At 68.9% G+C, this 18,538-nt stretch carries 18 protein-coding genes; 3 read left to right on the plus strand and 15 right to left on the minus strand.

Going from position 1 to position 18,538, the window contains the following annotated elements; genetic code table 11:
* Window positions 1-85 precede the first annotated feature (85 nt).
* From V6B97_RS01895 to V6B97_RS01910, 4 genes are all read right to left on the minus strand, one after another.
* Window positions 86-418: a hypothetical protein gene (locus tag V6B97_RS01895; protein ID WP_333504797.1), complete on the minus strand. Its 333-nt coding sequence runs from the start codon at window positions 416-418 to the stop codon at window positions 86-88.
* Between the two features lie 88 nt (window positions 419-506).
* Complete coding sequence (locus V6B97_RS01900; RefSeq protein WP_333504798.1) at window positions 507-1,637, minus strand: NADH:flavin oxidoreductase; 1,131 nt, start codon at window positions 1,635-1,637, stop codon at window positions 507-509.
* A gap of 101 nt (window positions 1,638-1,738) precedes the next feature.
* Window positions 1,739-1,927, minus strand: coding sequence for a 4-oxalocrotonate tautomerase DmpI (dmpI, locus tag V6B97_RS01905; RefSeq protein WP_333504799.1), 189 nt, complete (start codon window positions 1,925-1,927; stop codon window positions 1,739-1,741).
* Window position 1,928: 1 nt separating this feature from the next.
* Window positions 1,929-2,438, minus strand: coding sequence for a nitroreductase family protein (locus V6B97_RS01910; protein ID WP_333504800.1), 510 nt, complete (start codon window positions 2,436-2,438; stop codon window positions 1,929-1,931).
* A gap of 287 nt (window positions 2,439-2,725) precedes the next feature.
* Between V6B97_RS01910 and V6B97_RS01915 the strand changes: the two genes are divergently transcribed.
* Complete coding sequence (locus V6B97_RS01915) at window positions 2,726-3,154, plus strand: winged helix-turn-helix transcriptional regulator (RefSeq protein ID WP_333504801.1); 429 nt, start codon at window positions 2,726-2,728, stop codon at window positions 3,152-3,154.
* A gap of 86 nt (window positions 3,155-3,240) precedes the next feature.
* Here V6B97_RS01915 and V6B97_RS01920 read toward each other — a convergent pair whose 3' ends face one another.
* The 10 genes from V6B97_RS01920 to V6B97_RS01965 all read right to left on the minus strand — a co-directional run bounded on the left by V6B97_RS01920 (window position 3,241) and on the right by V6B97_RS01965 (window position 13,129).
* Window positions 3,241-4,221, minus strand: coding sequence for a DMT family transporter (locus V6B97_RS01920; protein WP_333504802.1), 981 nt, complete (start codon window positions 4,219-4,221; stop codon window positions 3,241-3,243).
* 244 nt (window positions 4,222-4,465) lie between these two features.
* A complete protein-coding gene (locus V6B97_RS01925) occupies window positions 4,466-5,359 on the minus strand; it encodes a glycerophosphodiester phosphodiesterase (RefSeq protein WP_333504803.1) in 894 nt (297 codons plus the stop codon).
* A gap of 274 nt (window positions 5,360-5,633) precedes the next feature.
* A complete protein-coding gene (locus V6B97_RS01930; RefSeq protein WP_333504804.1) occupies window positions 5,634-6,494 on the minus strand; it encodes an ABC transporter permease in 861 nt (286 codons plus the stop codon).
* Window positions 6,491-7,393, minus strand: coding sequence for an ABC transporter permease (locus tag V6B97_RS01935; protein WP_442935455.1), 903 nt, complete (start codon window positions 7,391-7,393; stop codon window positions 6,491-6,493). Before V6B97_RS01935 ends, V6B97_RS01930 begins: the two co-directional genes overlap by 4 nt.
* A gap of 11 nt (window positions 7,394-7,404) precedes the next feature.
* Window positions 7,405-8,577: an ABC transporter ATP-binding protein gene (locus V6B97_RS01940; protein ID WP_333504805.1), complete on the minus strand. Its 1,173-nt coding sequence runs from the start codon at window positions 8,575-8,577 to the stop codon at window positions 7,405-7,407.
* A gap of 248 nt (window positions 8,578-8,825) precedes the next feature.
* Window positions 8,826-9,896: an extracellular solute-binding protein gene (locus V6B97_RS01945; RefSeq protein ID WP_442935452.1), complete on the minus strand. Its 1,071-nt coding sequence runs from the start codon at window positions 9,894-9,896 to the stop codon at window positions 8,826-8,828.
* Between the two features lie 181 nt (window positions 9,897-10,077).
* The gene (gene rarD, locus V6B97_RS01950) at window positions 10,078-10,992 is read right to left on the minus strand and encodes an EamA family transporter RarD (RefSeq protein WP_333504806.1); all 915 of its coding nucleotides are present in this window, start codon (window positions 10,990-10,992) and stop codon (window positions 10,078-10,080) included.
* Window positions 10,993-11,200: 208 nt separating this feature from the next.
* Window positions 11,201-11,755 (minus strand): hypothetical protein, encoded by a 555-nt coding sequence (locus tag V6B97_RS01955; protein WP_333504807.1) that lies wholly within the window; start codon window positions 11,753-11,755, stop codon window positions 11,201-11,203.
* Between the two features lie 442 nt (window positions 11,756-12,197).
* Window positions 12,198-12,656, minus strand: a complete 459-nt coding sequence (locus V6B97_RS01960; protein ID WP_333504808.1) for a glycine zipper 2TM domain-containing protein — start codon at window positions 12,654-12,656, stop codon at window positions 12,198-12,200.
* A 206-nt stretch (window positions 12,657-12,862) separates the two neighbouring features.
* A complete protein-coding gene (locus V6B97_RS01965; RefSeq protein ID WP_035068700.1) occupies window positions 12,863-13,129 on the minus strand; it encodes an RNA recognition motif domain-containing protein in 267 nt (88 codons plus the stop codon).
* 341 nt (window positions 13,130-13,470) lie between these two features.
* On the opposite strand from V6B97_RS01965, the gene V6B97_RS01970 reads away from it, so the two are divergent.
* Together V6B97_RS01970 and surE are read left to right on the plus strand one after the other, a co-directional pair.
* Window positions 13,471-17,019 carry an EAL domain-containing protein gene (locus tag V6B97_RS01970; protein WP_333504809.1) on the plus strand — a complete coding sequence of 1,183 codons (3,549 nt, stop codon included), beginning with the start codon at window positions 13,471-13,473 and terminating at the stop codon, window positions 17,017-17,019.
* A gap of 40 nt (window positions 17,020-17,059) precedes the next feature.
* Window positions 17,060-17,866 (plus strand): 5'/3'-nucleotidase SurE, encoded by an 807-nt coding sequence (surE, locus tag V6B97_RS01975; RefSeq protein ID WP_333504810.1) that lies wholly within the window; start codon window positions 17,060-17,062, stop codon window positions 17,864-17,866.
* 125 nt (window positions 17,867-17,991) lie between these two features.
* Here the strand turns inward: surE and V6B97_RS01980 are convergent, their stop codons facing one another.
* Window positions 17,992-18,507 carry a hypothetical protein gene (locus tag V6B97_RS01980; RefSeq protein WP_333504811.1) on the minus strand — a complete coding sequence of 172 codons (516 nt, stop codon included), beginning with the start codon at window positions 18,505-18,507 and terminating at the stop codon, window positions 17,992-17,994.
* Between the last annotated feature and the right edge of the window lie 31 nt (window positions 18,508-18,538).

Genomic DNA, 18,538 nt, shown 5'->3' on the forward strand with positions numbered 1-18,538 from the left:
CATCCGGAGGCGGGGCCGCGCGCGCCCTGTCCGTTCCGGCCAGGGAGGGCGGAACGGCACGCGGGGCGCGCGGCCCGTATCCGGGCTATTGCGCGGGGCCTGCGGCGGTTGCTTCCGCCGGGCTGTCGGCCTCTTCGATGAGCAGGCCCAGCGGCACGTACGGGCCAAGGGGAATCAGTTCGAACTCGATCTGCCCCTGCCTGACCAGGGGCAGCGTGCCGATCAGCGACTGCGCCTCCTCAAGGGAGGGGGCTTCCAGCACCATGACGGTGCCGGAACGGTCCTGCCGGAAATACACCTCGCGGACCACGTCGGCGAGGTACAGCTTGATGGTATGGGCCACTTCCTTCAGGAAGTTGGCGCGGATGACGTCGGGGGTGGCGTCTTCGCGAACCTTGTCGATGGCGAGAATCTTCATGCGCGGCTCCTGGTGGAATTGCGGGTTGCACCCGGTCCACGACGGGTACGCGGTTTCGCCGCCTCGCTCAAGGCCCGAGTGCCCGGCGCTATTCCCCGGCCGCCTCGCCGCGCGCCACGGGACAGTAGAAGCCGCGGTTCTCGCGCAGCGGGCCGTAACACTTGTTGCACGAGATGCACGCGGCGCGGGCGTCGTCGCCATCGGCCCAGCGGCGCACCAGGCCGGGCTCGCGGATCAGCGGGCGGCACATGGAGAGCATGTCGGCCGTGCCCTCGTCCACCAGTTGCTGCGCCACCTGCGGGGTGCGGATGCCGCCCACCAGGATCAGCGGCGCGCCCACCTCGGCCCCTACCTCCGCCTTGAAGCGGCGCGCGGCCTTGCGGTACCAGGCCTCGTCCTCCGGCGTGCGGATGCGCGTCACCCGGGCGGGCATGCGGTTCGGCGGGTTCATGGCCGTGCCGCCGGACATTTCCACGGCGTCCACCCCGGCGGATACGGCCTGGCGGGCCGTTTCCAGCATGTCGTCCAGTTCGAACCCGCCATCCATGAAGTCGGAACAGTTCAGCTTCACCCACACCGGAAAGTCCGGCCCCACGGACTCGCGCACGGCGCGCACCGCCATCAGCAGGGGCCGCATGCGGTTTTCCAGGCTGCCGCCGAATTGGTCGGCGCGCCTGTTGCGCGCGGGCGACAGGAACTGGCTGAGCAGGTAGCCGTGCGCCCCGTGCACCTGCACCCCGTCGAAGCCCGCTTGCACGGCGCGGCGCGCGGCGGCGGCCAGGGCGGCCACCACTGCGTCCAGGTCGGCGGCGGTCATTTCGCGCATGGGCGGAAAGCCGTCCCGCTCGAAGGGGGTGGCGGTCATGCCGGGCTCGCCCGTGGCCGGGGTGTGGGCCAGACCGCCCGCGTGGGCCAGTTGGGCCACGATGCGCCCGCCGCCCGCGTGCACGGCGTCGGCCAGCATGCGCAGGCCGGGGATGCACGCGTCGTCGTGGATGCCGAGTTGGCGCGGCCCCGCCTGCCCGCGCTTTTCCACGTAGGCGTGGCCGGGAATGACCACGCCCACGCCGCCTTTGGCCAGTTCGCCCAGCACCTCGGCCAGGGCCGGGGTGGCCAGGCCGTCGTCGGTGGCCAGCCCTTCCCAGGTGGCGGAGCGGACGAAGCGGTTGGGCGATTCCAGGTTGCCGATGCGCACGGGTGCGAAAATGGATGCGCTCATGGTGTCTCCGTGATGCGCCGCCCTGCCCCGCAAAAGGGAGGACGCGCGGAAATGTGGAGGGGGGGGGATGGGGACGGGCGGGCGGCGCGGGCCGCCGCCCGTCATTTCTTCCGGTCGGCCAGCAGCACCCCGGCCACGCCGATGTCCTCGGGCTGGCGGCAGTCGATGAGCACGGTGATGGTCTCGGGCGGCAGCTTCATGACGCGCGCCGTCGTGGCGGTAAGCTCGCGCACCAGTTCGCGCTTGTCGTCCGTGGTCATGGGGTTGGCCACAACGTTGACGATGGGCATGCTACCACCCGTTCCAGTGGATCTTGGCGGCGTCGTAGCGGTCCTGCGGGGCCAGTTCCTGGGCCGGATGGCCGATGACGATGAAGCCCAGCGGCACGATGTTCTCCGGCAGGCCCAGCAGGCGGCGGAAACCGTCCTCGCGGTCCTTCATGGGGTGCACCCCGGTCCACACCGCGCCCAGCCCCTTGCCGTGCACGGCCAGCAGGATGTTCTGCACGGCGGCGGAGCAGTCCTGCACCCAGTAGCCGGGATACTTTTCGGCCGTCAGGTCGGCGCACACCAGAATGCCCAGCGGCGCCCTGGCGGCCATGGCGGCGTACTGGCTGAACGCGGGGACGGCCTCCAGCAGCTTGCGGTCGTCCACGACCACGAAGCGCCACGGCTGGGCGTTGCCCGCACTGGGCGCGGCCATGGCGGCGGCCAGGATGTCGCGCACGTCGGCCTCGGCAATCGGGGCCTCGGTATACTTGCGGATGGAACGGCGGCCGTGGATGGCGGAAAAGACGTCCATGAAACAAACCTCCTGCGCCGTGCGGGCGCTGTCTGACAAGGCGGGAGTCCGTGTCGCTTCAATTCCGGGGGTGGTATCCGGCGGCGCGCCGGACCTTGCGGGCAACTTCACCCGGCGGCGCGGCGGGCGTCGGGACCGGCCCGCCCATGGCGAACCGGTACGGGTCAAAATACCCGCTTGGGCATTTCCATCAAGTACGCACCATTTTGTGGCATAGTATCCTGCACCATACCGTAGGGTCTTGAAAGATACCGCAGATGCTACTATGTTTCGCGCGGAGGTACCAGATGGTCACGGCATGCACCCTCAAGCACTGCGCGGGCAAGGAATACTACTGCGCGCTGGAGCTGACCCTGCAGGTCATCGGCGGCAAGTGGAAGCCCATCATCCTGTGGCGGCTCGGGCAGGACGGCACGCTGCGCTTCAGCGAACTGCGGCGCATCATGCCCAACATCACCCAGAAGATGCTCACCCAGCAACTGCGCGAACTGGAATCGGACGGCGTGCTGCACCGCCAGGTGTACCCCCAGGTGCCGCCGCGCGTGGAATATTCGCTGACCGAACTTGGCCGCAGCGTGCTGCCGGTGCTGTCCGAGATGTGCAAGTGGGGTCACGCCTTCGAGGCGAATCACGGGACCATAGGGACTGTAGGGACTGGGCGCGGCGCGCCCGCTGCAACCGGCGACGCTCTGGACATGGCCGTGGGCGAGGCGTAGCGGCCAGCCGCCGGACATCCGCCCCTGAAACGAAAGCGCCCGGAATTCATCCGGGCGCTTTTTCCTGTTCGCACGGGGGACCGTGCCTACAGCACGTTGCGCAGGCACAGCAACGCCGTGCCCGCGAAGGCGATGCCCGCCCCGGCAATGGCGCGGGGCGTGGGCCAGCGCCGCTCCACCATGGCGGCCACGGGAATGATGAAGATGGGCTCCAGCCCGATGAGGGTGGCGGCGATGCCGGTCTGGGTGGCGCCGATGGCCACCAGCGACAACCATACCCCCACCACCGGCCCGATGAGCGAGGCCGCCAGCAGCAGGCGGAAGTTGTGGCGGTCGCCGCGCACCACGCCCAGCGCCGGGCGCAGCCTGCCGGTCAGCATGGCCGTGGGCCAGAACACGCCCATGGCCACCACCATGCGCAGCAGCGCGGCGAACAGCGGGTCCACCCCCTCGGACAGCCCCTGCTTGGACAGCACCATGCCGCTGGAAAGCGCCAGCGCCGAGGCGAAGGCCAGCCCCACCCCGCGCAGGCGCACCGCGCGCGACAGGGGCACCGCGCCTTCGGGCACCGTGCCGCTGTCGCCCACCACCCAGGCCACCCCGGCCGTGGCGATGAGGATGCCCGCGATGCCCATGGGGCCGATGGCCTCGCCCAACAGCAGGTAGCCGAGCACGGCGGTGATCACCGTGGACAGCGACTGCACCAGCAGGGCCACCCGCGCGCCCACCAGCACCACGCCGGAATAGAACAGCAGGTCGCACAGGGCCACGCCGACCACCCCGGAAAGGGCCAGCGCGCCCAAGGCCAGCGGGCTGGGGCCGCCCGTGCCCATCCAGCCGGGCGAGCCGGGGGAGCCGGGCGCGCCGGGGACCATCACCCCGCCGCCGAAAAACAGCACGGATGCGCCCCACCACGCGCCGAACATCACGATGCAGATGGGCAGGCGCAGCAGGATCAGGGTATGGGGGCCGAGACGCCGGGAAAGGATGGCGTGGATCTGGCACGACACCGCCCAGAGGGCGGCGGTGGACAGGGCGGCGATTTCGCCGGTCCCGAGGGCGGGCATGCGGTTCCTCCGCAGGGCGGAAGCTGGCCGGACAAGGTCCGGCGCGGGTTGCGGGACGGGCGCCCTGCACCGCCACCACGGCGGATGCGGATGCCCGAGCGCACGGCCTACGCCTTGTGGCGCGCCGGGTCAACCATGCGGACATGCCGCCGGACATGCGGCCGGACATGCGACCGGTTTCGTGGGCGGATGGCACGCATCCCGCGAACGCGCGGAACGGCGCGCGAGGCCGGGGCGACAGCCCCTATGCGCCTTGCCCCCTTTCCCGCAGCACCCCCCAGCACAGCAGCGGAACATCGGTGATCAGCCCGTCCACGCCCCAGTCGAGAAAGCGGCGCATGTCCGCCTCTTCGTTCACGGTCCACACGTTGACGGCAACGCCCATGGCCCGCAGGGCCGCCACGTCCGCTTCCGTGACGATGTCGCCGCCGGGGTGGTAGGCCACCACGCCAAGGTCGCGGCACAGGGCCATCGGGTCGTCCGGGCGCACGTCCTCCACCAGCGCGGCAAGGGCCAGCGCGGGTTCCATGGCCGCCGCGTGGCGCAGGTACGCGTGCCGGAACGAGGACAACAGCACCCGCTCCGTCAGGCCGTGCGCGCGGATGCACTCCAGCACGGCGCGGGTCACCGCCTCGTCGCCGGGGTAGCCGGGACCATTGGCGGCCATGTCCTTGATCTCCACGTTGACGCGCCAGCCGTGGTCCGCCGTGAAGGCCAGGGCTTCGTCCAGCGTGGGGATGCGCAGGCCGGGGAACAGGGCCAGGTCATCGGCGGTCACGCCGCCCGAGGCCACCACCCCGAACGGATCGGCGGCCTGGTACCAGCCGCCCGCATCCAGCCCGCGCACCTCGTCCAGGGTGAAGTCGCGGACTCGCCATGGCGCGCGGCCAGCGTATTCCGGACGGGAGGCCACGTCGGTGGTGCGTTCCAGGGTGTCGTCGTGCACCACCACCAGATGCCCGTCGGCGGTGAGTTGCACGTCCAGTTCCCACAGGTCCGCGCCCTCTTCCAGCCCGCGCTGGGCGGCGAGGATGGTGTTTTCGGGTGCCACGGAACGCGCGCCGCGATGGGCGATGCACAGCACCCGCCCTTCACGCGGGGCGAAATATCCTTCACGGGACATGGTTGCGCCGGACATGCTGACCTCCTGAATCAAGGAAACAAGACGATTTCACAGACAGACAACGATGCAGATGAGCATACCCACCCCGCCCGCGCGCCGCAGGATTTTTGCCTTCCGGCAAGGAAGGTGAGCTTTTTGCGCAGGGAGCGGACTCTTCCGTCCGTGACCGGAGCAAAAAACGATGCCTGACAGCGTTGCTCTCGATGGCCGTAAGACTCGCAAGCTCGTCTAACGGCCACGCTGCGCGCCCTTCGGGTCGGGCTGCCGCAAGGCAAAAGGACAAGGCGCGCTAACTGGCTTCAGTCCTCCGTCCGGCATACAGATTCACGCACGCCACCAGCGAGGTCCCCACGATGAGCAGGAACGAGATGGCGTTGATGACGGGGGTGGAGCCGTCGCGCACCTGCAAATACAGATTGATGGGCAGGGTGGGTTCCGAGCCCACCAGGAACAGGGTGGTGTTGAAGTTCTCGAACGACATCAGGAAGGCCACGGCGCCCGCGCCGATGATGGCCGTGCGCAAAAACGGCAGGGTGATGTACCGGATCACCTCCAGCCGCGTGGCCCCCAGGTTCAGCGCGGCCTCTTCAAGGGTGCGGTCGAACTTCTTGAGCCGGGCGGACACCACAAGGGTGACGAAGGTGGTGATGAACGAGAACTGCCCCAGCACCACCAGCCAGAAGCCGGGCCGCAGGATGCCCACGTCGATGCCCAGCGCGTCCTCCATGAAGGCGCCCGCGGTGGTGGCGGCAATGAGGATGGAGATGCCCAGGATGACGCCGGGGATCACCAGCGGGGCCAGCATCAGGAAGTACAGCGCGCCCTTCAGCGGAAACTCCTCCTGTTCGAACAGGAAGGCGGCGCAGGTGCCCACCAGGGTGGCCAGCGCGGACACGAGGATGGCGGTGCGGGCGCTGGTGAGGATGGACGACAGGTTGCCCCGGTCGTGGAAGATGCCGGTGCGCGCGGGCAGGTCGGCCAGGAACCAGTCCAGCGTGAAACCCTTCCACGGCAGCGAGGGAAACTGCGAATCGTTGAAGGCCAGCACGCAGGTGACCGCCAGCGGCGCGAACAGAAAGACGAAGTACAGCGCGACATACAGGCCGTAGCCCATGGTGTAGCCGCGCGAGCGCGGCAGCGAACGGATCATTGCACCACCCTGCTCAGCTTCTGGCCGGTCAGCTTCAGCCCCAGCCAGATGATGCACGACGACAGCGCCAGCAGCAGAAAGCCGAAGGCCGCGCCCTGGTTCCAGTTGAAGCTGGCGATGAACTGGTTGTAGATCTGCTCGGTGAACCACAGCGAGTTCTTGCCGCCCATCAGGTTGGGCGTCAGGTAGTTGCCGAGGGTGAGCATGAACACCACGATGGACCCGGACATGATGCCCGGCATGCAGTGCGGCGCCACGATGGTGCGCATGATGGTCCACGGGCCCGCGCCAAGGTCGCAGGCGGCCTCGATGAGGCTGTCGTCCAGGCTTTCCAGAACGGAGACCAGCGGCACCACCATGAACAGCATGGAGGTGTACACCAGGCCCATGATCATGGCCGCGTCGTTGTACAGCATTTCCACGGGCGCGGCGGTGATGCCGAGCGCCGTCAGCCAGTGGTTCAGCACGCCGCTTTCGCGCAGCAGGATCATCCAGCCGTACACCCGCACCAGTTCGCTCACCCAGAACGGCAGCAGCAGCATGGTCAGCAGAAAGCGCGAGGCGCCCCGGTCCACCACCTTGGTCACGTAGAAGGCCACGGGCATGGACACCAGAAAGGTCAGCAGGGTGACCAGCACCGAATACCCGGCCGTGCGCACGAAGGTGAGCCAGTAGATGGGTTCCGCGAAGAACTGGTGGTAGTTTTCGAGGCTCCAGCCCCCGTCGCCGAAGGCCGGGTCCATGCGGAAGGACATGATCAGAAGGTCGATGTGCGGCAGCACGATGAGCAGCCCCAGCCACAGCGCCACCGGGGTCAGGAACAGCGCCAGGGTCAGGCGCATGCCCGGCCCGGATTTCACGAGCCCGGATTTCACGGACGCGGAAGGGGCGGAAGGCATGGCGGCGGGGCTCATCGCCCGCTCCCGGCCGCGAAGCAGATGCCCGCGCGGTCGTCCCAGCCCACGGAGATGCGGTCGCCGGGCTTGATGTGGTCGTACAGGCGGTTCTGGGGCAGGGCCACCGTGATCTCGCGGCGCGAACCTTCCGGATGGGCCAGCAGGCGGCTGGCCGCGCCGTCGAACAGGATGGCCTGCACCTGCACCTGCGCGCGGTTGGAGCACGCCCCGCGCGGCGGCAGGGGGGCGTCGCCGCCGGGGGCGGCATCGCCGTCCGCGTCCGGGGCCACGCAGGACGCGCCGTCGGGGTCGATCAGCACGGCCTCGGGCCGGATGAACATGTCCACCCGCGCGCCCCTGGCAAGCCCGGCGGCCACGCGGGCGCGGAAGACAGCGCCCTCGTCGGTGCGCACCAGGCCCGCGTCGCCGGTGACCTCATCCAGCGTGCCCGTCCAGACATTGGTCTCGCCCACGAACCCGGCCACGAAGGCCGAGGCGGGCCGACGGTACAGGTTGCGCGGGGTGTCCACCTGCTCGAAGCGCCCGGCGTTCATGACCGCCACGTGGTCGGACATGACCAGCGCCTCGGACTGGTCGTGGGTGATGTACACGAAGGTGGTGCCCACCTCGGCCTGAAGGGTCTTCAGCTCCACCTTCATCTGCTCGCGCAGCTTCAGGTCCAGCGCGCCCAGGGGTTCGTCCAGCAGCAGCACGGCGGGCTCCAGCACCAGGCAGCGGGCGATGGCCACGCGCTGCTTCTGTCCGCCGGAAAGCTGAGCAGGCATCTTGGCGCCGTAGCCGGGCAGGCCCACGCGTTCCAGCACGTCCCGCACCCTGCGGGCGATCTCGCCCCCGGCCATGCCCCGGCGTTTCAGGCCGAAGGCCACGTTCTCGGCCACGGACATCATGGGGAACAGCGCAAGATGCTGAAAGATCAGGTTCACCGGGCGGCGGTTGGGGGCGATGCCCGCCATGTCGCGCCCGCGAATGGCGATGACCCCGGAATCCGGCGCTTCGAAGCCCGCGATCATGCGCAGCAGGGTGGTCTTGCCGCAGCCCGAGGGGCCGAGGATGGAAAAGAACTTGCCCTGCTCCACCTCGAACGACACGTCGTCGACCGCCGTGAACCGTTCGAAGCGCTTGACGATGTTGGTGACCGAAAGGTCCACCGAAATGTTCGGGGGCATGTCCGGGAAAATGTTCGGGGAAATAGCTGTGGGCATCTGGTCATGCACTCCCGCCGCGCCGGGCCGTCCGGTATCCATCGCGGCTCCGCCCCACGGCGATGGAAGGGGCGGAACCGCCGGGCCCTGCATGCCCGGCGCGTCCTGTTCCGGATAAAACGGGTCCACGGATCCACTGAACCACGGAACCACGGAATCGGGGGGGGGCGCCGCCCCGCCTTCACCGACAGGCGCGGCGCCCCGGCATCATGCTACTGGGCGGCCTTCACCCGGTCCAGCGCCTTGCCTTCCATGGCTTCGAGCCTGGCGGGCACGGGCGGGTACCACTTGATGTTGTCGATGACCTGCTGCGGGTAGCAGCGTTCGAAGTCGGCGCGGAAGGTGGGCTTCAGGCGTTCGCCCACGCCCACGGCGGCGGTGGGGGTGTCTTCGGCGTTGGTGAACACGGCCGCGTTCTCGGGCCGCATCATGAAGTTGATCCACGTGTACGCGGCGTCCACGTTGTCGGCCTTGGCGGGGATGGCGAAGGTGTCGATCCAGCCCAGCGCGCCGGTGACGGGCGCCACGAAGTCGATGTCCGGGTTTTCGGCGTGCAGTTTGAAGCCGCCGTTGTCCCAGGCCTGGGCGATGTGCACTTCGCCCGAACGCATGGATTCCAGCAGGGCGTCGCCGTTGGTCCAGTAGTTCTTCACCACGCCCTTGGCGGCGATGAGCTTGCCTTCCACCTGGTCCAGCATCTTCTGGTAGGCGGCCTCATCGGCGTACAGGGCAAAGGGGTCCACGCCCATGCCGAAGGCCTGCGCGATGATGGTGGGGCGCTTCAGGCGGTAGCTGGCGCGCCCGGCGTATCTGGAATCGAGCAGGTCGGAAAAGCTCCTGGCCTCGGGCGCGAACTTGCGGTTCACGATGAGGCCGTCGGTGCCCCAGCAGAACGGCACGGCGTAGGACTTGCCCTTGACCAGGGTGTTCTTCTTCACCGCGTCGAGCATGGAGGGAATGAACCGGGCCGCCTCGATGCGGCCGAAGTCGATGGGCTGGTACAGGCCGAAGCTTTCCTGCACGGAAGAGATGCGGTCCTGGCTCGGCTGGGCGAGGTCGAAGCCGCCGCCGCGCGTGGCGCGCAGCTTGGCGATCATTTCCTCGTTGTTCGAGTAGGTCACCTGCACCTTGTAGCCGGTCTCCTTCTCGAACTTCTCCACCAGTTCCGCCGGGGCGTAGCCCTTCCAGGTCAGCAGGCGGAACTCCCTGGGCGCGGCATGGCCCAGGCAGGGCAGCAGCAGCACCGTTATCATCGACAGCAGCGACAACATCTTCCTCGTCATGTGCAGCCTCCGGGTATGATGGGTTGCCCGCCCGCGCGCACCACGTCCCATGCGCGGCGCACCCCCGCAACGGGAACGCACCCGATGGCGTCGCCATGTCGCACGGGGATCGCGCACAGGCCACGCACGGGTCACGGTCGCACGACCGCTCTTTTCAGGCTACTCCAAAACCCGGCGGCTGTCACCGGACGGCATGACGATAGGCGCTCCTGGCCGCACGAAGTCCGTCCGCCGTATACAGGGCCAGCGCCGTCCAGATGCAGGCGAAGGTCAGCATGTGGGCGGAGGTCACCGGCTCGCGGAACACGAAGGCTCCCAACAGAAAGGCCAGGCTGGGCGCGATGTACTGCATGACCCCCAGCGTGGTCAGGCGCAGCCGCCGCGCCGCGAAGGCAAAGCACAGCAGCGGAGTGGAGGTGGCGATGCCCGCGCCCACCAGCAAGAGGTCGGTGGCCAGGCCCTGGTGCCCCAGCGCCCCGCCCCCCTGCCAGGCCACCCAGGCCAGATACCCGGCAGCCAGGGGCACCAGCAGCATGGTTTCGATGAACAGGCCGGGGATGGATTCCACCCGCACCAGCTTGCGCAGCAGGCCGTAGAACGAGAAGGACACGGCCAGCACCAGCGCCACCCACGGCAGCCTGCCGTACGAGACCAGCATGGACAGCACCCCGGCGGCCGCGATGGCGATGGCCGCGAGTTGCACGCGGCTGGGCCGCTCGCCCAGCACCAGCGCGCCCAGCAGGGCGTTGACCAGCGGGGTCATGTAGTAGCCCAGGCTGGTTTCCAGCACCATGTCCGAGTTCACGGCCCAGATGTACAGGAACCAGTTGCCGCCGATGAGCAGGCTGCTGCCCACGATGGTCAGCAGGTTGCGGCGCGAGGCCACGGCGGCGCGCACCTCGGCCATGCGGCCGCCCAGCAGCACCAGCGGCAGCAGGAACACCACCGACCAGGCGATGCGGTGGCACAGTATCTCGAAGGGGGGCACCTGCTGCACGAGCTTCCAGTACAGGGGCAAAAGGCCCCACAGGCCGAACGCGCCAAGGGCTCCCCAAAGGCCCGAGCGGGTGGTGCGTTGCTCCGGTTGCGGCGGCATGACTTCTCCGTGGCGGCGGTGGCGGGGTGCGAGCCCGCCCCATGAGTGTAAATAAGGTCGTGGATAAGGTCGTCGATGAGGTCGCGGAAACATGGCGACGGGACACACGGGAACACGCCGGGCGGACCGGCCGCCATGGATGCGGCGCGCGGCCCAAAAACGAAGGGGGCCGTCGCCGACGGCCCCCGAAACTACGCTGGGTCGTTGTCTAGCGGCTGAAGGATCTGGCGAACAGGGCCTCGATGGCGGCCTTGCCGTTGTCCTCGAGGAACCGGGTGCCGGTGGCGGTGAAGTGGCGGTGGGAAATGCGCGGGGCCGCCTCGGGCAGCCAGGCGTCCTGTTCCCAGCGGAACCAGCCATTCTTCACCTGGTCGAACACGAACAGGGGCTTGTTGCAGATCTTGGCGAACTCGGCGCCCCAGCCGGTGCCGCCCTTGACCGTCCCGTCCTCCATCACTTCGCCCACCACGAACACCTCGTGGCCGCTGCTGACCTGCCAGCAGATGGACTGCAACACCTTCCGGAACAGGGGGGCGCGGGTGTACTGGCGGCTCATCAGCCGCGAAACGTAGGTCAGGCTCACGTCCTTCAGGGCCAGCTCCTCGCTGGTCAGCACGCGCACCCCGCGCATGCGTTCCACCTGATGGCCCTCGAAGCTGTAGTTGACCTCCTGCAGGCCATACGCCTCGGCCGTGGCGCCGAAACAGGCCTCGGTTCCCGCGGCGCCGCCGCTGTACAGGATGCATTCCCTGGGATCAAGCATCGGTATCCTCCGTCGCGTTCGTGAAGGCCGGCCCGCCGCCGGCGCGGTGTGGTGGCGTCGTGCGACGTGCGCGGCGGGCACCACCCGGCGACACGTCCTGAAGAAGAGGGAAGACCCGCCCCGGAAGGCCGGGACGGGTCCAGTATACGCATTTGTCTTCTGGTGTACAGCGGCGGGGTACCGCAGTGCCAGCGGTTGTTTCCAAATAAGGATTTTCGTTCGTTGGCAAGGAAAACAAGCCTGCCATGAGGGAGTGCGGCAGCCGTTAGGTGAGCGAAGCGAACCTTACGGATGGCGACCGCAGAGCGTACTCTTACGGTATTTGACCGAGCCTTAGCCGTTAGCGAGCGCGTAGCGCGAGTCTTACGGATAAGGACAGCAACGCAATGGCAGGCGAAGTTTGACGCAGCCAACGGGCGAAAAGACTATTTAGAAACAACTGCTAGTGACGCACGCGGGCAGACCCGTCATTGCCCGTCAGCACGCGCACCCGGTCGCCCACCATGAAGGTTTCGTCCGGTTCCTGCACCACGGACATCATCTGCCCGTTTTCCAGCCTGACGGTGATTTCGATGGCCTTCTTGGTCTTGATGGCCTGCTCGCCGGCGTAGCCCGCGGCACCACCGGCCACGGCGCCGCCAAGCGTGGTCAGCACGCGGCCCTTGCCGCCGCCGATCATGTTGCCGAGCACGCCGCCCACCACGGCGCCGCCCAGCGCGCCGATACCGCTGGGACTGTCCTCGATCACGGAGTCGTTGACCTGTTCCACGGTGCCGTACTGCACGGTGTGCGACATGCGGGTCTGCCCGCCCTTGTAAGTGCCGCCGCCATAGGTCTGGGCGCAGCCGGAAAGGGCAAGCCCGACGATCAGCAGCGCCACGAGGGCCTTGAGTTGACGCATCTCGTTCTCCTTGTCTTGAGACGGAATCGTTTTGTCGCGCCGCCGGGGATGACGGCGCGATTTCCTATCTGAATATACAGCGTGCGGGCGAGGGATGCAACATGGCCCGCGCAGGGCCTGTTCCGCACGGGGCGCGGAGCCATGCAGAACGCCGCCCCGGAACCTGCTGTCCCGGGGCGGCGCGGAATGCGGCGTGCAGGGTGCGGTCAGTATCTGGGCGGACGGGGCGCCTTGGGCTGTGCCTCGTTGACGCGCAGGTTGCGCCCGCCGAACGGGGTGTTGTCCAGGGCTTCGATGGCCGCCGCCGCCGCGGCGTCATCCATTTCGACAAAGCCGAAGCCGCGGGCGCGCCCGGTTTCACGGTCGGTGACGAGCTTGACGGAAAGCACCGTGCCGTAAGTGCTGAACAGGCTGCGCACTTCGTCCTCGGTGGCGGCCCATGGCAGATTGCCGACATAGATAGACTTGGCCATGCGGAAAACCTCTCACTAAGAATGGAACACTCCCGCGCCGTTTCATCGGGACAGGACCGATGTCCTGCTGCGCGGCCCCAGTTTCTGCCCTTGCCCCATGCGGGGCCATCCGTCAACAGGAAACATCAAGGGTGATGCCCCCCTGCGTGCGCGCTCCGCGCCGAAAGCACCCGCTCCGCCGCCCCCGCCGGGCAAAAATGGGGCCAACCGGGGCACGGACCGGGGCATGAACCGGGGCCAATGCTCCATTACATCAGGCACATGCCCTCCGGGCCGCTTTTCAAACGGAACGGAATCCTCTATCCTTTTTTCATCCAACGCCGTTTCCCGAAGGGCCTCAGATGACCACCCGCCGCAAGGCGTCATGGCCGCAGGAGGCATCACCGCACGCGCCCTCGCGTGCGTCCGCCCCCTGCCCGCGCCGCCGTTCCCGCAGTCTTCCGCCGGACCAGGCACCCGCCGCGCGCCAGCATACCGCCGACCGCCCCCGCCGCATCCACCGCCTGCCGGTTTTCCCGCCCGCGTCATTCCTGCTTGCCCCGCCGTTGCTGGCCACGGCCACGGCCCGCCCCGCGCTGGCCGCCGGTGAAGGCATCGCCGCCGGGACGCCGGTCTGGACCGCAGCCCCGCTGCTGCTCGGCCTTGCCGCCGGGCTTGCGCTCGGCCTGCTGGCCGGGTTGCTCGTGCGGCGCGGCAGGGCCGGAAGCGCCGCTCAGGACGAAGCCCGCGACGCACGGCAGGCCCTGCCGTCCGGTCCGTCGGCATCGTCGCGCCCGGCGGACCTCGCCGGTCACGCAGGCGGCCTGAACCACGCCGGTGACCTAAACCACGCCCGCGAGCAGTACCACGCCATCTTCACCAGCGCGCCGGTGGGCATCTTCCGGGTGACGCCGGACGGACGCTACGAGAACGTCAACCCGGAGTACGCGCGCATCTGGGGATGCGCCTCCACCGATGAAATGCTGGCCCTGGTCACCGACATCCCCAACCAGATGTACGCCAACCCGGACGACCGCCGACGCTTCGTGGACGCCATGCGGGCCACCGGCCGCGTGGACCGCATGGAACTGCGCCTGAAGCGCCGCGACGGCTCCCTGTACTGGGGGCTGGTCAGCGCGCGGCTGGTGAGCGGCCCGGACTCCGGCAGGGCGGCCGACAGGACCGACAGAACCGACAAGACCGACAGAGCTGGGGCCGAGGCGGAATTCATCGACGGCTTCGTGCTGGACATCACCGAGCAGAAGGTGATGCAGGACCGGCTTTCCGAGGCCTGGCGCAGGCTGCGCGACATCATCGACTTCCTGCCCGACGCCGCCCTGGTGCTGGACGCGAACCGCCGGGTCATCGCCTGGAACCGCGCCATGGAGGAAATGACCGGCCATTCCGCCGCCGACATGCTGGGGCGCGGCAACTTCGAATACGCCCTGCCCTTCTACGGCGAACGCATTCCCCTGCTGGGCGACCGGTTCTTCAGTCCGGACATGCCCCTGCCCAGCCACTACACCCAGTTCGGCGGGCACGGCGACAAGCTGACGGCCGAGGCCTACGTGCCCACGCTGTACGGCGGCCGGGGCGCCCACGTGTGGACCGTGGCGTCCGCCCTGCGCGACGGCGAAGGCCGCCTGGACGGGGTCATCCAGACCATCCGCGACGTCACCGAACGCCATTCCCAGATGCTGGAACTGGAAAAGAGCCGCCAGCGCTACGACATGGCCATTTCGGCCACCAACGACGGCATCTGGGAATGGGAACTGGCCACCAACACCCTGTACCATTCGCCGCGCTGCCTCGACATCATGGGCCGCGCCGCCCACGAGACGTTGACGCCCATGGACATCGCGGCCATCCTGCACCCGGAGGACCGGCTGGGCGTGCTGTCCGAGGTGCGCCGCGTCACCGGCGAAGACGCGGAACGCTTCGAGCACGAGTTCCGCATGCGCCACACCGACGGCACGTGGCGCTGGGTGCTGGCGCGCGGCGCGGCCCGGCGCGGCCCCGGCGGCCGCCTGAACCGGGTGGCCGGGGCCCTGGCCGACATCACCGACCGCAAGCAGGGCGAGGCCATCGCGGGCATCCTGTTCCACATCGCCAACGCCATCAACGAAACGCGCGACCTGGACGAACTGTTCCAGTCCATCCACGCCGCCCTGCGCCGCCACGTGCAGGCCCCCAACTTCTTCATCGCGCTGGTGGACGAGCCGGGGGACAGGCTCGACTTCGCCTACTTCGCCGACGAGCGCGACGCCCGCTACAGCCAGGTGGAGCACATTTCCGACCCCGTGGTGAAAAGCCCCACGCTGGAGGTCATCCGCACCGGCAGGCAACTGCACCTGCACAGCGACGACATCGAGGCGCGCCCGGTGTTCGGCTCGCGCCCGGCGGCCTGGCTGGGCACCCCGCTGCGCTCGCGCGGCAAGGTCATCGGGGCCATGGTGGTGCAGCACTACGAGGATTCGGAATTCTTCTCGGCCCGCGACGCGGAACTGATGGTGCCCGTGGCCGAACAGGTGGCCGTGGCCATCGAGCGCAAGCAGGGCGAGGAAATGCTGACCCACCTCGCCCTGCACGACCCGCTCACCGGCCTGCCCAACCGCGCCCTGCTGCTGGACCGCATCGACCGGGCCATCCAGCGCCGCCGCCGCAACGCCAACCATCGGTTCGCGGTGCTGATGCTGGACCTGGACCGGTTCAAGTTCATCAACGACAGCCACGGCCACACCACGGGCGACAACCTGCTGGTGGAGGTGGCCCGGCGCATGCGCCCGGTGGTGCGCGCGGGCGACACCGTGGCCCGCCTGGGCGGCGACGAGTTCGCCCTGCTGCTGGAAGACGTGGACTCGCCCCGGCGCATCGTGCAGATCACCCGCCGCCTGCTGGCCGCGCTGGAACGCCCGGTGCGCATGGGGGCCAAGGTGGTGCGCACCTCGGCCAGCATCGGCATCGTGCTGCGCACCCAGGCATACGACACGGCCGACGGGCTGCTGCGCGACGCGGACATCGCCATGTACCAGGCCAAGGCCCGGGGCAAGGGGCGGTTCCGGGTGTTCAACCAGGCCATGCACCGCCACGCCATGGAAATGATGACCCTGGAAGGCGACCTTTCCATGGCCATGCGCCGCAAGCAGCTGTATCTGGAATACCAGCCGGTGTTCGCCGTGGACGGCTCCACCCTGCTGGGGTTCGAAGCGCTGGTGCGCTGGCTCCACCCCACCGAAGGCGCGGTGCCGCCCGCCCGGTTCATCCCCATGGCCGAAGAGACGGGGCTCATCCTGCGCATAGGCCAGTGGGTGCTGGAACAGGCGGCGGCCACCCTGGCCCGCTGGCGGGCCACCCTGCCCGGCGCGCAAGACCTGTACGTCTCGGTGAACCTTTCGGCGCGGCAGGCGTCGCAGCCCAACCTCACCGGCCGGGTGGCCCGCATCCTGTCCGACACGGGCCTGCCTCCCGATGCCCTGAAGCTGGAAATCACCGAAACGGCCATCATGCAGGACCCGGACGGGGCGCTGCAACGTCTGGAAGCATTGCGCAGGCTGGGGGTGGGCATCGGCATCGACGACTTCGGCACCGGCTATTCGTCCCTGGCCTACCTGCAACGCTTCCCGGTGGACACCCTGAAGGTGGACCGCTCGTTCGTCTCCGCCGTGGCCGGGGACGCGGAAAACCGCGAGATCGTGCGCACCGTGGTCACCCTGGGCCGCAGCCTTGGCCTGCACGTGGTGGCCGAGGGGGTGGAGACGGCGGAACAGTTCGCCATCGTGGCCGAACTGGGCTGCCACGCGGTACAGGGCTACCATTTTTCGCGTCCCGTTGCCGAGGACCGCGCCGTGGAATTCATCACCGCCGGGGCCGCCAGCGCATCCCGCGAGGCGGACACCCCGGAAACACGCTGACGACGCCCGGCCCGCCAGCCGCGCGCAGAGAGACACGCACATGACCGCACCACGCATCCTGCTGACCAACGACGACGGGGTACGCTCGCCCGGCCTGCTGGCCGCGGCCGAGGCGCTGCACGCCCTGGGCGCGGTGGACGTGTTCGCCCCGCTGCGCCAGCAGACGGCCATGGGCCGCGCCCAGACCGGCGACCGCAACGCCGTCCTGCAACAGGTGGAACTGACCGTGGCGGGCGCGCCCCTGCGGGCCTGGGCCTGCGACGCCTCACCGGCGGCCACCGTGGGCCACGGGCTGAAGGTGATGCCCGGCTACGCCCCCGCGCTGCTGGTGTCCGGCATCAACTACGGCGAAAACCTGGGGGCCAGCATCACCAGTTCCGGCACCGTGGGCGCCGCGCTGGAGGGGGCCTGCCGGGGCATTCCCGCGCTGGCGGTGTCCATGGAGACGGGCATCGAATCGCACCACGCCTACACCGAGCAGGACTGGAGCGCGGCCATGCACTTCCTTTCGCTGTTCGCGGGCATGGTGCTGGAGCGCGGCCTGCCCGGCGACGTGCACGTGCTGAAGATAGACGTGCCCGCCGGGGCCACCCCGGACACCCCGTGGCGGCTGACCCGCCTTTCGCCGGGCATGTACTACGAATCGCGGCTGGTTGACCCTTCGCCGCGCAGCAGGCTGGGCGACGCCACCGTGACCAAGGGACCCGCGCCCGGCGAATCGCCGGAAACCGACGTGTACGCCCTGAGCGTGGACCGGGTGGTCTCGGTGACCCCGCTGACCCTGGACTTCACGGCGCGCACGGCGTTCCGCGACATCCGCACGTGGCTTGCGCACGGGGGACGCTGAACCGGCGCGCACTCGCGCACGGCACACGAAAAAACCCGGACCTTGGTCCGGGTTTTTTCGTTGTCCATGAGGTCGCGGACGCGAAGGCCCGCCGCGCAACTACCTGGCAGACGCAGCGCAACTGCCTAGCAAACGCAGCGTAGCACCTTCAGGCCGTCCTGAAAGAGCACCTCGACCTTGTCGGGGCGCACCACGGCGCGCACCTCGCCGGGGCCGAACACCGGATGGTCGATGATCTCGCCCTCTTCGTAGCTTTCGTTCATGCTGTACGTGCGGTTGGCGGCGGCCGCGTTGCGGGTCATGGCAACCTTCCAGGCCACCTCGGTGGCCTCGGCGTCGCGCGCGGCGCGCTGCTGGGCGCGGGTGGCGGCGGCCTTGCGGGCGGCCTCGGAACGCGATGAGGAAACGTCCACGGCCTCGGCGCGGGTGGAGCCCGCGCGCACCTTGCGCACCGAGGGCGCGGCGCCGCGCGGGGCGTCCTTTTTCTGGGGACGGTATTTGTGCACCGAGCCGCAGGCCCGGCATTCGACCTTCACCACTTCACCGCCGACCATGGCCACGATGACGTGGCCGGTAATGTCGTTGCATCGTGTGCACTTGGCTTCGATGATCGTCCCGGCGGCAAGTCCTGTACTACGCATCAACACACCTTTCGCCTGACGGGCGACGCAG

It is taken from the genome of Nitratidesulfovibrio sp. 1201_IL3209, assembly GCF_036763125.1.
Taxonomy (GTDB): domain Bacteria; phylum Desulfobacterota; class Desulfovibrionia; order Desulfovibrionales; family Desulfovibrionaceae; genus Cupidesulfovibrio.